The organism is Klebsiella sp. HN106, from assembly GCF_051209435.1.
Classification (GTDB): domain Bacteria; phylum Pseudomonadota; class Gammaproteobacteria; order Enterobacterales; family Enterobacteriaceae; genus Klebsiella; species Klebsiella oxytoca.
In genome coordinates this window covers 22,420-34,559 of the sequence record NZ_JBLURD010000026.1, presented here as the reverse complement: position 1 = coordinate 34,559, position 12,140 = coordinate 22,420, and the positions used below count along the sequence as shown (strand labels likewise).

At 56.4% G+C, this 12,140-nt stretch carries 12 protein-coding genes and 1 riboswitch; of the genes, 4 read left to right on the top strand and 8 right to left on the bottom strand.

Going from position 1 to position 12,140, the window contains the following annotated elements; all coding sequences use genetic code 11:
* Window positions 1-567: 567 nt before the first annotated feature.
* Entirely contained in the window at window positions 568-2,157 is a 1,590-nt protein-coding gene (gene purH, locus ACSIPU_RS28830; RefSeq protein ID WP_049127489.1) for a bifunctional phosphoribosylaminoimidazolecarboxamide formyltransferase/IMP cyclohydrolase, read from the top strand.
* Between the two features lie 15 nt (window positions 2,158-2,172).
* Entirely contained in the window at window positions 2,173-3,465 is a 1,293-nt protein-coding gene (gene purD, locus ACSIPU_RS28825; protein ID WP_016809147.1) for a phosphoribosylamine--glycine ligase, read from the top strand.
* Here the strand turns inward: purD and zraR are convergent.
* Complete coding sequence (zraR, locus tag ACSIPU_RS28820; RefSeq protein WP_163525837.1) at window positions 3,462-4,793, bottom strand: sigma-54-dependent response regulator transcription factor ZraR; 1,332 nt, start codon at window positions 4,791-4,793, stop codon at window positions 3,462-3,464. The two genes, purD and zraR, sit on opposite strands and share 4 nt — an antisense overlap.
* Window positions 4,790-6,178, bottom strand: a complete 1,389-nt coding sequence (zraS, locus tag ACSIPU_RS28815) for a two-component system sensor histidine kinase ZraS (protein ID WP_032729272.1) — start codon at window positions 6,176-6,178, stop codon at window positions 4,790-4,792. Before zraS ends, zraR begins: the two co-directional genes overlap by 4 nt.
* A gap of 251 nt (window positions 6,179-6,429) precedes the next feature.
* Here zraS and zraP point away from each other — a divergent pair, with 251 nt between their 5' ends.
* Window positions 6,430-6,864 (top strand): zinc resistance sensor/chaperone ZraP, encoded by a 435-nt coding sequence (gene zraP, locus ACSIPU_RS28810; protein WP_004109688.1) that lies wholly within the window; start codon window positions 6,430-6,432, stop codon window positions 6,862-6,864.
* Between the two features lie 3 nt (window positions 6,865-6,867).
* Here the strand turns inward: zraP and ACSIPU_RS28805 are convergent, their stop codons facing one another.
* From ACSIPU_RS28805 to nudC, 6 genes are all read right to left on the bottom strand, one after another.
* On the bottom strand, window positions 6,868-7,560 hold the full coding sequence (locus ACSIPU_RS28805) for a DUF1481 domain-containing protein (RefSeq protein ID WP_004109689.1): 693 nt from the start codon (window positions 7,558-7,560) through the stop codon (window positions 6,868-6,870).
* 12 nt (window positions 7,561-7,572) lie between these two features.
* Window positions 7,573-7,845: a nucleoid-associated protein HU-alpha gene (gene hupA / locus ACSIPU_RS28800; protein WP_004097675.1), complete on the bottom strand. Its 273-nt coding sequence runs from the start codon at window positions 7,843-7,845 to the stop codon at window positions 7,573-7,575.
* Window positions 7,846-8,031: 186 nt separating this feature from the next.
* Entirely contained in the window at window positions 8,032-8,622 is a 591-nt protein-coding gene (locus ACSIPU_RS28795) for a YjaG family protein (RefSeq protein ID WP_004117118.1), read from the bottom strand.
* A 42-nt stretch (window positions 8,623-8,664) separates the two neighbouring features.
* Window positions 8,665-9,336, bottom strand: coding sequence for a deoxyribonuclease V (gene nfi, locus ACSIPU_RS28790; RefSeq protein WP_024274894.1), 672 nt, complete (start codon window positions 9,334-9,336; stop codon window positions 8,665-8,667).
* 9 nt (window positions 9,337-9,345) lie between these two features.
* On the bottom strand, window positions 9,346-10,410 hold the full coding sequence (gene hemE, locus ACSIPU_RS28785) for a uroporphyrinogen decarboxylase (protein WP_004109692.1): 1,065 nt from the start codon (window positions 10,408-10,410) through the stop codon (window positions 9,346-9,348).
* 166 nt (window positions 10,411-10,576) lie between these two features.
* The gene (gene nudC / locus ACSIPU_RS28780) at window positions 10,577-11,350 is read right to left on the bottom strand and encodes an NAD(+) diphosphatase (protein ID WP_004117114.1); all 774 of its coding nucleotides are present in this window, start codon (window positions 11,348-11,350) and stop codon (window positions 10,577-10,579) included.
* Between the two features lie 95 nt (window positions 11,351-11,445).
* Here nudC and ACSIPU_RS28775 point away from each other — a divergent pair, with 95 nt between their 5' ends.
* Window positions 11,446-11,943, top strand: coding sequence for an Rsd/AlgQ family anti-sigma factor (locus tag ACSIPU_RS28775; RefSeq protein WP_004109697.1), 498 nt, complete (start codon window positions 11,446-11,448; stop codon window positions 11,941-11,943).
* Window positions 11,944-11,997: 54 nt separating this feature from the next.
* A riboswitch (TPP riboswitch) is annotated at window positions 11,998-12,111 on the top strand.
* Window positions 12,112-12,140: the final 29 nt, after the last annotated feature.

The following is a 12,140-nucleotide window of genomic DNA, read 5'->3' as shown; positions in this document are numbered from 1 at the left end:
GTATTCATTTTTCGTCCGAAGACGTTAAGAATCCATGTCACTTTGAGTGCCCACACAGATTGTCTGATAAATTGTTAAAGAGCAGTGCAACGCGGCTTTCGCTCACCGTTGCGAGGTGGCGTATAATACGCTTTCCTCTTTCAGAGTCAACCCTGTTTTTCAGGATTTTTTCTCTTCAACCAACCGGCTGTTTGTGTGAAGTGATTCACATCTGCCGTGTCGATGGAGGCGCATTATAGGGAGTTCCCGGGCATCCGCAATAGTTAAATTGCAGAAAAATGACTGACTGCTGCATTCCCCAGCAAAACCCCGCTTTATACCCTGTTACGCACAGAATTATCCACAGATGACGAGCGATACCCCATAACAAAAGCCACACCACCTCTCTATATAAGCCGTCGTTCAGGGCCAAAAGGAGAAAGATAAAAATTCGCGAGCGTTGCGCAAACGTTTTCGTTACAATGCCGCGCTATAACAAGGATGCCCGGTTGGGTGCGTTAGGTGAGTTTTTAGGCAAAAACTCACCTAACGCTCTCTGTAATATTCAAATCCTGGGGATTTAATACCATGCAACAACGTCGTCCAGTCCGCCGCGCCCTGCTCAGTGTTTCTGACAAGGCCGGTATCGTCGAATTCGCGCAGGCGCTTTCCGCTCGTGGTGTCGAGCTACTGTCTACGGGTGGTACCGCACGCCTGCTGGCTGAGAAAGGTCTGCCGGTTACCGAAGTCTCTGACTACACCGGTTTCCCGGAAATGATGGACGGACGCGTGAAGACTCTGCATCCGAAAGTTCACGGCGGCATTCTCGGCCGCCGCGGCCAGGATGACGGCATTATGGAACAACACGGTATCGCGCCTATTGATATGGTGGTTGTTAACCTGTATCCGTTTGCTCAAACCGTTGCCCGCGAGGGTTGCTCGCTGGAAGATGCGGTAGAAAACATTGATATCGGCGGCCCAACCATGGTTCGCTCGGCGGCGAAGAACCATAAAGACGTCGCCATCGTGGTGAAGAGCAGCGACTACGATGCCATTATTAAAGAGATGGATGCGAACGAAGGCTCCCTGACCCTCGACACCCGCTTCGACCTCGCCATTAAAGCATTCGAACACACCGCCGCCTACGACAGCATGATTGCCAACTACTTCGGCAGCATGGTTCCGGCCTATCACGGCGAGAGCAAAGAAGCCGCTGGCCGCTTCCCGCGCACCCTGAACCTGAACTTCATTAAGAAGCAGGATATGCGTTACGGTGAAAACAGCCACCAGCAGGCTGCCTTCTATATAGAAGAAGAAATCAAAGAAGCCTCTGTCGCCACGGCACAGCAGGTTCAGGGTAAAGCCCTCTCCTATAACAACATTGCCGACACCGATGCCGCGCTGGAATGCGTCAAAGAATTCAGTGAGCCGGCCTGCGTTATTGTGAAGCACGCCAACCCATGTGGCGTAGCGGTAAGCACCTCTATTCTGGATGCCTACGACCGCGCATACAAAACTGACCCGACCTCAGCCTTCGGCGGCATTATCGCGTTTAACCGCGAACTGGATGCCGAAACCGCGCAGGCCATCATCTCCCGCCAGTTCGTTGAAGTGATCATCGCACCGTCTGCGACGGAAGAGGCCCTGAAGATCACTGCTGCGAAACAGAACGTCCGCGTTCTGACCTGCGGTCAGTGGACGCAGCGCGTGCCGGGTCTGGACTTCAAACGCGTTAATGGCGGCCTGCTGGTTCAGGACCGCGATCTGGGTATGGTCACAGAAGGCGAACTGCGCGTGGTTACCAAACGCCAGCCGACCGAGCAGGAGCTACGCGATGCGCTGTTCTGCTGGATCGTTGCGAAATTCGTTAAATCTAACGCCATTGTTTATGCCAAAGAGAACATGACCATCGGAATAGGCGCAGGTCAGATGAGCCGCGTTTACTCTGCCAAAATCGCCGGGATTAAAGCAGGCGATGAGGGACTGGAGGTGAAAGGTTCGGCAATGGCCTCCGACGCCTTCTTCCCGTTCCGCGACGGTATTGATGCCGCCGCTGCCGTTGGCGTGAGCTGCGTCATTCAGCCCGGCGGTTCTATTCGCGACGAAGAGGTGATTGCCGCCGCCGATGAGCACGGCATCGCGATGATCTTCACCGACATGCGCCACTTCCGCCATTAATTCACGGAGCAGACGATGAAAGTATTAGTTATTGGCAACGGCGGCCGCGAGCACGCCCTGGCCTGGAAAGCGGCGCAATCGCCAAAAGTCGATACCGTTTTTGTCGCCCCGGGTAACGCGGGCACCGCCCTGGAACCAGCGTTGCAGAATGTGGCTATCGGCGTCACCGATATTCCGGCGCTGCTGAGCTTTGCTCAAAGCGAGAAAATTGATCTGACCATCGTTGGCCCGGAAGCGCCACTGGTGATTGGCGTTGTGGATGCGTTCCGCGCCGCGGGGCTGAAAATCTTCGGCCCAACGGAAGGCGCGGCGCAGTTGGAAGGCTCTAAAGCCTTCACCAAAGATTTTCTTGCTCGCCATAACATTCCGACAGCGGAATACCAGAACTTCACCGAAGTCGAGCCCGCGCTGGCGTACCTGCGTGAGAAAGGCGCGCCCATCGTTATCAAGGCCGACGGCCTGGCCGCCGGCAAGGGCGTGATTGTCGCCATGACGCTGGAAGAAGCGGAAGCCGCCGTTCAAGACATGCTGGCAGGAAACGCCTTTGGCGACGCCGGGCACCGCATCGTCATTGAAGAGTTCCTCGACGGCGAAGAGGCGAGCTTTATCGTGATGGTCGACGGCGAGCACGTCCTGCCGATGGCCACCAGCCAGGATCATAAACGCGTGGGCAATGGCGATACCGGCCCGAACACGGGCGGTATGGGCGCTTACTCTCCGGCACCGGTGGTCACCGATGAGGTTCACCAGCGCACCATGGAACGCATTATCTGGCCAACCGTAAAAGGTATGGCAGCGGAGGGTAATACCTACACCGGTTTCCTCTATGCGGGCCTGATGATCGACAAACAGGGCAACCCGAAGGTAATCGAGTTCAACTGCCGCTTTGGCGATCCGGAAACCCAGCCGATCATGCTACGCATGAAATCGGATCTGGTGGATCTGTGCCTCGCCGCCTGCGACGGTAAGCTGAATGAGAAAACCTCCGAGTGGGACGAGCGCGCCTCGCTGGGCGTCGTGATCGCCGCCGGTGGTTATCCGGGCAACTACAGCACCGGCGATGAGATCCACGGCCTGCCGCTGGAAGAAACGGCAGACGGCAAGGTCTTCCACGCCGGCACCAGACTCGCTAATGACGATCGCGTGCTGACCAGCGGCGGCCGGGTACTCTGCGCCACCGCACTGGGTCGCACCGTTGCTGAAGCGCAAAAGCGCGCTTACGCCCTGATGAGCGATATCAGCTGGGACGGCAGCTTTAGCCGTAACGACATCGGCTGGCGCGCTATCGAACGTGAGCAAAACCGCTAACGGCTGAGCTTTGCCAGCAGCGTTTTGCGCGTAATGCCCAACTGACGGGCGGCTTCAGTTTTGTTGCCGCCCGTTTTTTCGAGCGCCGCGAGGATCGCTTCTTTCTCTACCTCCACCAGCGGCTGAATAACATCATCACCGTGCAACACGTCCGCAACTGGCGTACCGGCAATTGCCAGCGGCAGCTCGCGTTCGGAGATGTACTCTCCGGTCAGCAGGACCACCGCCCGCTCCACCGCATTTTCCAGCTCGCGAATATTACCCGGCCAGGCGTAGTGGATCAGCAAGTCCATCGCCTGTGGCGTAAATCCCTGTACTGCTTTACGGTTACGCTCGGCATACCGTTGCAGGAAATAGCGCGCCAGTTGGGGGATATCCTCCCTGCGATGACGCAGCGGCGGCATATCGATAGTCACGACGTTCAGGCGGTAGTAGAGATCCTGGCGAAAACGCCCGTCACTGACCTCTTCGGCTAAATCCCGGTGGGTGGCGGCAATTAGCCGTACATCGACCGAAAGGGTCTGATTGCTGCCCACCCGCTGCACTTCACGCTCCTGAATCGCCCGCAGCAGACGCACCTGCATCAATGGCGAAATATCGCCAATTTCATCGAGGAAAAGCGTACCGCCGTCCGCTTCAACGAAGCGCCCTTCTCGCCGTTTGTCCGCGCCGGTAAACGCGCCCTTCTCATGGCCAAACAGCTCCGACTCCAGCAACGACTCGTTAAGCGCCGCGCAGTTGAGGATCACCAGCGGCTGGCGGCTGCGAGCGCTGCTGGCGTGCAGCGCCCGAGCGACCAGCTCTTTCCCTGTGCCCGACTCGCCGTGAATTAATACCGTCGCATCGGAGGGCGCAACCAGGGCGATATTGTTCAGCAGCGCCCGCATCGCCGGGCTATCCCCCACCATGCCAAACTGGGCGGCCGGAGTCCCGGCAACGGGAGACTCGCTCTGCCGAGTGTGAGCCAACGCCTCGGATAGCGTCAGCTGCAGCTTGTCAAAGTCCAGCGGCTTAATCAGGTAGTCCAGCGCACCGGATTTCAGCGCTTCCACAGCGGTGTCGACGCTGGAGTACGCTGTCATAATCAGAACGGGAATCGACGGATTCAAGGTTTTGATCTCTTTCAGCGTTTCGATGCCATCCATCTCCGCCATGCGGATGTCGCATAGCACCAGATCAAACACCTTCTCGCGCACCTGTTCCAGCGCCTGTACGCCGTTGTAAGCCAGCGCAACCCGATAACCCCAGCCCCGCAACAACGCCTGTAAGATAGTGCAGTGGCTGATGTCATCGTCCACCACCAGAATATCGACCTGCTCGCCACTCATCCTTGTTCATCCTTCTGTTGCCCATTAACCGGCAAATAGAGCGTAAATAGCGCGCCCTTGCCGGGAGTGCTCTCGGCGTCAATTGTTCCGCCGTGCTGCTCAACGATGTTCTGCACCACCGCCAGCCCCAGCCCGGTGCCGTCGGCCTTGGTAGTGAAGTACGGTGTAAAAATGGCCTGTAGCTGTTCCGCCGTCATCCCTTTGCCGCTGTCCGCAACGCTCACCTTTACTCGCCCATCGCCGCACTCTCTCACCGCCACCGTAATCACGCCATCGCGGCCAATGGCATGGATAGCATTGAGATAAAGGTTGAGCAGCACCTGTTTTAAACGATCCGGATCGGCCTGGATGCGGCATAGCGCGGGCTGCGCGATAAACTTCAGAGATATCGCCCGGCTGGCGGCATCCTGGCTAACCAGTTGAAGCGAATGCGTAATGACTTCATTTAAATCAACCGATTGATATTTTAAATGCGCCGGACGCACCAGTTCCAGCAGCTCGCTGACGACCCTGTTCAGGCGATCGGCTTCCCTGGCCATCACCAGGGCCAACTGATGCGCTTCGCCATCGGCTGGGGTCCGCTCGGCGAAATACCTGGCCAGCCCTTTTATGGATGATAGCGGGTTGCGGATTTCATGGGCGACGCCCGCGGCCAGATGACCGAGCGCCAGCAGCTTTTCTTTTCGCGCCGTCGCTTCCTGCAGCTGCTTGCGCGAACGCTGATAGCGGCGAAACCAGAACTGCGCCAGCACCGTTGCCGTCATGACTACGCCTGCCGCGCAGAGCATGATGACCATATTGCGCAGGCCACGAGCATGGTCGGCATCCAGCTCGCGGGTATCAAAGGCAATAAAAATGACCTGGGGCGCCTGATTACGGAGATCGGCAGATTCGCGACGCATCATCATGCGCATATGATGCCCACCGCCGTTAAGCGGGCGAAACTGGCGATAAATCTCCAGCGCCGGCTCCGGTTGTTCGAGGCGGCGCCAGCGCTCCTCGCTACCGATATTCAGCTCTCGCAGGGTGCTGGCGGGGTAGAGCGACTCACCGACCCGCCGCGGGTCGCTATGGGCGATAATTTTACCGTTCTCATCTGTCACCGCGAACCACAGCACGCCGGGCTGCCAGGCCATCTCCTCCAGTAGCGCCTGCAGCTGGGAATGATGCATACGCATTCCCATTCCGACCCGGGTTCCGGACTCAAGAGCGCGGATCAGCACGCTGCCTTTTTCCTGGATAGTCTGGCGTGCGGCTTCATTTTCACGGCCATAGTCACGCACGATTAACGCAGAAAACAGGCACACCAGCAGCAAGATAAGGCCGGTTAACAACCAGCTCAGCCCAACGGCGACGGAATCCTTAGACAACCGCATCACGTTCATGACAACTCCCTTTCCTCAGACACCGCATAGCCCAGCAGAAATCATGCCACTATTCCGCCACCTCTAACCTCTCCCTGAGCGCAAACCGGGAAGGCGATCGAGTAAAAATGACCCGCTGCCCCCTTTACCGCGAGTCATTTTTACTCGCTCTCGTCCGCTGAAAAGCATTCAACGCCCGATATCCTGCGGCCTTTCCACTCTGGCACGGAAGATGCAAATCACTGAGTAACCATGAGGCAGGAGAATAAACTATGAAACGGAACAAAAAAATGACGCTGACGCTGATTGCCCTCGCCGCGCTGACTTTCGGCAGTAGCTCAGCCTGGGCAAGGCACCACTGGTATAACGGTACCGGTATGGGCCCCCAGGGCTATAGTCAACTGACGACCGACCAGCAGGCCACTGCCCAGAAGCTGCATAATGATTTCTATGAGCAAACCCGCGTTTTACGTCAGCAGCTCATTTCAAAACGCTATGAATACAACGCGCTGTTAACCACCGATAAACCTGACAGCGCGAAAATCGAATCCGTCGCCCAGGAGATGGACGCTCTCGGTCAGAAGCTTGCCCAGCAGCGGGTGAAGTTCGATCTCGCATTAGCGCAGGCGGGTATTCCTCGCGGTGAGGGGATGGGACGTGGAGGCTGCGGCGGTGGCCGCGGTCATATGGGAATGAACCACTGGTAAGGTTCAGAAGCTTTTTTCGGTCGGCTGCCAGGTACAGAAGTCTTCGTTTGCCACCAGCAGCAGCTGAGAGCCTTCCGGCGCTTCCAGCCACGCCACGCTCACCTCGACGGATGAGTGGTTCTGACGACGCTCAATATGCGCCAGCGCCAGCGTATCGAGGTCAGGCTTCACGGTCTGACCTTCGCAGGTGGTTACGGTCCTGTCAGCATGCCACCGCCCCTGGCGCAGCATGACGCGTCCCTGACGCAGTGCATCGCTGGTCTGGCGAATTTGCTCTGCCCGATAGCGGTATAGCGCAACCTGATCGCTGGAAAGCTGCTGCTTCTGCCCATCGATTTCACGCTGCATAAAGCTGAGTTCGCCTTGCGCATCAAACCGGGCGCGAATATGTTCCGGCGGTTTGCCGTAGACGTTGAGCTCGATCAGCGCGAGCTGACCATCCTGCCAGCGATACTCGCTGGTCGAGGTATTACCATGACGCCATGGACTGAAGGCGGCAAGGAGATGGACCTCACCGTCGGAATCTTTGCGCCAGATACGCATCGCCCCCTGGTTTTCCGCGTAACCGCTGGCGGTAAACGGCGGGAGAGAGGAATCATGGCTGCAGGCAGTGAGCAGCAATACGCCCGCCAGCGCCAGCGTGCGGCGCCAGATAGACAAAAGGGGCCGACAAGCCCCTTCGATAAAACTGTACACTGCCACGCGGTCTTACTTAACTGCGTCTTTCAGAGCTTTACCTGAAACAAATGCCGGTACGTTTGCTGCGGCGATTTTGATTTCATTACCGGTCTGCGGGTTGCGGCCAGTACGCTCAGCGCGGTGGTTCACTTTGAAGGTACCGAAACCAACCAGTTGAACAGCATCACCTTCTTTCAGAGACTCGGTAATTGCAGCCAGGGTAGATTCCAGGGCAGCTTTCGCCTGTGCTTTGGACAGGTCAGCTTTGTCCGCAATTACATCAATCAGTTGAGTCTTGTTCATAAGTTATCCTTACAATGTGTTTATCGCTTGCTAAGCATCGAGTGCGACGGAAATGCCTGAAAAGCACTCTCCTGCATACACGCACCGATAGCCACGTTTTTTCGCCCCCCAAATGTAGACCAGACGGGGGGCGGAATGGAAGCCTTCAGACGCTACAATTCAGGCGGTAAATCACGTTTTCTGGTCTCATTGCTGAAAATTTATACCAATATTGCTCTCACCGGCCTCGCGAAGGTCTGCACGTAGCCCTTTGATCAGTTCAATATCGCGTTCTTCGCAGTCGGCCAGAAGACGAAAAATCTCCCACTGAATATCCCATTCTTGTTCGACAGCCGGGTTTTCTTTGAGCTCTTCGTCGGTCATTTCGCGACCAGCCTGGGTCATTTCCAGCATCGCAACGGTGGTGATCGAACTCTTGCTGACTTCGATGGCGTGTTCGAGCGTTTCGCCGCTTAGCCGCGAATGAAGCAGTTCACTCAATGCGACGCAGGCATCGATGGCCGGATAGACGCCGTACAGGTCGTAATCATCAGCGGCCGGAATCGCCTCTTCCAGCTTTTCCAGCTGGCTGTCGAAATTCACCTTCGCATCTTTTACCGTCAGCGTTTCCCAGATCAGATCGAGGATACGGCGATAAAGCTGGCCATCGGCAAATTCCGTTTGCTGACAGAACATAGCGTAGTTGGGGTACATCCGCTCGCACAGGCAGGCCATAAAAGTCACGTGCTGCCAGCTTTCCAGCTTCTCCAGACGCAGGTGAATCGGGTTTTGTAACATGATGAAATCTCGAAGTCAGAAATTAGCCGCAGTGTACCTGAATCAGTCGCGATTTGCTTGCCAACGCACAAACGCCGGACGCCGGGACGCCACCGCATCGGCCCAGCGCGTTGGCTCAGGCAGGCGATAGCCTTTCAGGCAGCGCTCCACCCACATCAGCGCGCTATCCAGGCCAACGCGGTGCCCGGTACTCACAAACAGCGGATTGCAGCGCGTTTTGCTGCGCAAGACCCACGCCAGCTGTTCGCCTTTATCTAACAACGGCGCCAGCGCGCCGGGTTCATCGCCCAACGGCCCGAACTTACCGCACAGCCGTTTTTTCGCCACGCCGATAGTCGGTACATCCACCAGCAGGCCAAAATGGCTGGCGACGCCGAGGCGGCGCGGGTGGGAAATACCGTGGCCATCAACGAATAACAGATTCGGCTTTTGCGAAAGTAGCTCCCATGCCGCCAGCAGCGCAGGGGTTTCGCGAAAGGAGAGGAAGCCGGGAATGTAAGGCATCGTGGTCGCGACGCGCGCGACCTGATACTCCACCAGCTCCAGGGACGGATAGCTTAGCAGTACCATCGCCGCCCGGGTGATTTCTCCCTCTTGCTCAAAACCGACATCCGCTCCGCCGATCAGCGTCGGCGGATCCTGTTCCAACCGATCGCCTCGTTCAACCGATGCCGCCAGGCTGAGCTGCTGTGTGCGTAGCGATGACAAATCCATATTCACTCCTTAACGGTGGTATTGCGCCGACAACCGGTGCACTGCCTCCACAAATACGCCCGCATGTTCCGGGTTAACATCCTGATGAATTCCGTGCCCGAGGTTAAAGACATGGCCTTCACCCTGGCCAAACCCGGCGAGAATAGTCGCCACCTCTTCTTCAATACGCGCCGGAGGGGCATACAGCATCGAGGGATCCATATTGCCCTGCAGGGCGACTTTATGACCGACGCGACGACGCGCATCGGCGATATCGGTGGTCCAGTCGAGTCCCAGCGCATCGCAGCCTGTTTCCGCCATCGCTTCCAGCCACTGCCCGCCGCCTTTGGTAAATAGCGTCACCGGCACGCGACGGCCATCGTTTTCACGCAACAGCCCATCAACGATTTTATGCATGTAATAGAGCGAGAACTGCTGGTAGTCGCGGCCGGTCAGCACTCCGCCCCAGGTATCAAAAATCATCACCGACTGCGCGCCCGCTTTGATTTGCGCATTCAGATACAGCGTGACGCTTTTCGCCAGCTTATCGAGCAGCGCATGCAGGGCCTGCGGCTCGGCGTACATCATCTTTTTAATTACCGTAAACGCTTTGCTGCTGCCGCCTTCCACCATATAGGTTGCCAGCGTCCACGGGCTGCCGGAAAAGCCGATCAGCGGCACTTCTCCCTTCAGCTCACGGCGAATCGTGCGCACGGCATTCATCACGTAGCCAAGCTCACCTTCCGGGTCAGGAACGGGCAATTTATCGACATCGGCTTTGCAGGTAATGGGCGAGGTAAAGCGCGGGCCCTCCCCGGCTTCAAAATAGAGCCCCAGCCCCATCGCATCCGGGATGGTGAGAATGTCCGAGAAGAGGATAGCCGCATCCAGCTTATAGCGGCGCAGCGGCTGCAGCGTCACTTCACAGGCCAGCTCTGCGTTTTTACACAGCGACATAAAATCGCCCGCTTCGGCGCGGGTGGCCTTATATTCCGGTAAATAGCGGCCCGCCTGACGCATCATCCACACCGGGGTGACATCAACCGGCTGGCGTAGCAGCGCGCGCAGGTAACGATCGTTCTTCAGTTCGGTCATTTTTACATTCCTTTAGCGTTGATGCGCCAAGTTTATACACAAAATCATTCAAAGTGGACCAAGGCGGCAATTGAATGAACCCCAGGAGCTTACTCAAGTAAGTGACTGGGGCAAGTGAAAGCAGCCAACAAAGAGGCAGTTTGAAGGATAAAGTGTATGTAACATGTCACTCATACTCTGCCCGACACATCGCCACGGTATCTTCAATCAGACGGCGCGCCACGGTGCCCGGCGGCGGCAAAAGCGGCAGATTGTCATAGCGATACCATCCCGCCTCCAGCAGCTCTTTCTTGTCGATGACAATCTCGCCGCTATCGTACTCGGCCATAAACGCGGTCATCAGCGATTGCGGGAACGGCCAGGGCTGGGAGGTTACATAGCGCAGGTTTTTCACCTTGATGCCGCTCTCCTCCATCACTTCGCGGGCAACGGTCTGCTCCAGGGTTTCGCCAACTTCGACAAATCCGGCCAGCACCGTATGCACGCCGTTGCGATGGCGAGTATGCTGCGCCAGCAGGATAGAATCATCCCGACGGATGGCGACGATAATGCACGGGGCGATTTGCGGGTAGTAGCGTTCGCGGCAGTGGCTGCATAGCATTGCCCACTCGGTTTTGCTGGGGTGCATGGGATGGCCGCAGTAGCCGCAGAATTTATGCGAGCGGTAGAACTCCGCCAGCTGGATCCCGCGTCCCGCCAGTTGAAAAAGGCCAGCATCCTGATCGAGCACCTGACGCAGCGATCCCATCTCATGGCGACGATCCTGGCGCACCAGCCACACCGGTTCGCCCTGCCATTCGCCTATTCGCAGCGCGGTTTGCCCGGCAAGATTAAAATTTACCGCTTCGCCATATGGTAATTCCCCATCGGGTAACCATAATTTCTGTTCGTGGCTGACAATCCACCAGCCGCGATCTAATTTTTCAATAATACGATCCATATCTATTGCACTACCTTCATTTTACTGGCACTTTTAACATTAAATTTACATTTTGGTGAGCAACGTATTTCTCTTAAAACCTTGCGGAGTCAACCATGTTAAACCAGCTGGAAAACCTGACGGAACGTGTTGGAGGCAGCAATAAACTGGTCGATCGCTGGCTACAAGTACGTAAGCATTTGCTTGTGGCTTACTACAACCTGGTTGGCCTGAAGCCTGGCAAAGAATCATTTATGCGGCTTAATGAGAAAGCGCTGGATGATTTTTGCCAAAGCCTGGTGGACTACCTCTCCTCCGGCCATTTTAATATTTATGAACGCTTTATCGGCGAATTGGAAGGCGATACGCCACTTTTAGCCGCCACTAAGATTTATCCACAGCTGCAGGCTAATACCCAGCAGATCATGGATTATTACGATTCCTGCCTCGAAAACGCTATCGATCACGATAACTATCTTGAGTTCCAGCAGGCGCTATCGGACATCGGTGAAGCGCTGGAAGCCCGTTTTGCGCTGGAAGATTCGCTGATTGCCCTCGCCGTAGCCCACAGTCGAAAAGACAACGTTAGCGACAATATCGCGCCGACCGCTTGAGTTGTGAGCCATTAACGCGTAGTTTACATACATTCCCCCTCGCTGAGAGGGGATGTCATCTTGTCGGAGTGCCCATTTTCCCCACTGGAAAAGGCTGAGACCGTTAATTCGGGATCCGCGGAACCTGATCAGGCTAATACCTGCGAAGGGAACAAGAGTAAACTGCGTTTAGCATCTGCCTCTTCATGGCCGATCGC

Bases quoted from the DNA above. Each gene is read 5' to 3' on its own strand.
- purH (WP_049127489.1), top strand. From the start codon at position 568: ATGCAACAACGTCGTCCAGTCCGCCGCGCCCTGCTCAGTGTTTCTGAC.
- purD (WP_016809147.1), top strand. From the start codon at position 2,173: ATGAAAGTATTAGTTATTGGCAACGGCGGCCGCGAGCACGCCCTGGCC.
- zraR (WP_163525837.1), bottom strand. From the start codon at position 4,793: ATGAGTGGCGAGCAGGTCGATATTCTGGTGGTGGACGATGACATCAGC.
- zraS (WP_032729272.1), bottom strand. From the start codon at position 6,178: ATGAACGTGATGCGGTTGTCTAAGGATTCCGTCGCCGTTGGGCTGAGC.
- zraP (WP_004109688.1), top strand. From the start codon at position 6,430: ATGAAACGGAACAAAAAAATGACGCTGACGCTGATTGCCCTCGCCGCG.
- hupA (WP_004097675.1), bottom strand. From the start codon at position 7,845: ATGAACAAGACTCAACTGATTGATGTAATTGCGGACAAAGCTGACCTG.
- ACSIPU_RS28795 (WP_004117118.1), bottom strand. From the start codon at position 8,622: ATGTTACAAAACCCGATTCACCTGCGTCTGGAGAAGCTGGAAAGCTGG.
- nfi (WP_024274894.1), bottom strand. From the start codon at position 9,336: ATGGATTTGTCATCGCTACGCACACAGCAGCTCAGCCTGGCGGCATCG.
- hemE (WP_004109692.1), bottom strand. From the start codon at position 10,410: ATGACCGAACTGAAGAACGATCGTTACCTGCGCGCGCTGCTACGCCAG.
- nudC (WP_004117114.1), bottom strand. From the start codon at position 11,350: ATGGATCGTATTATTGAAAAATTAGATCGCGGCTGGTGGATTGTCAGC.
- ACSIPU_RS28775 (WP_004109697.1), top strand. From the start codon at position 11,446: ATGTTAAACCAGCTGGAAAACCTGACGGAACGTGTTGGAGGCAGCAAT.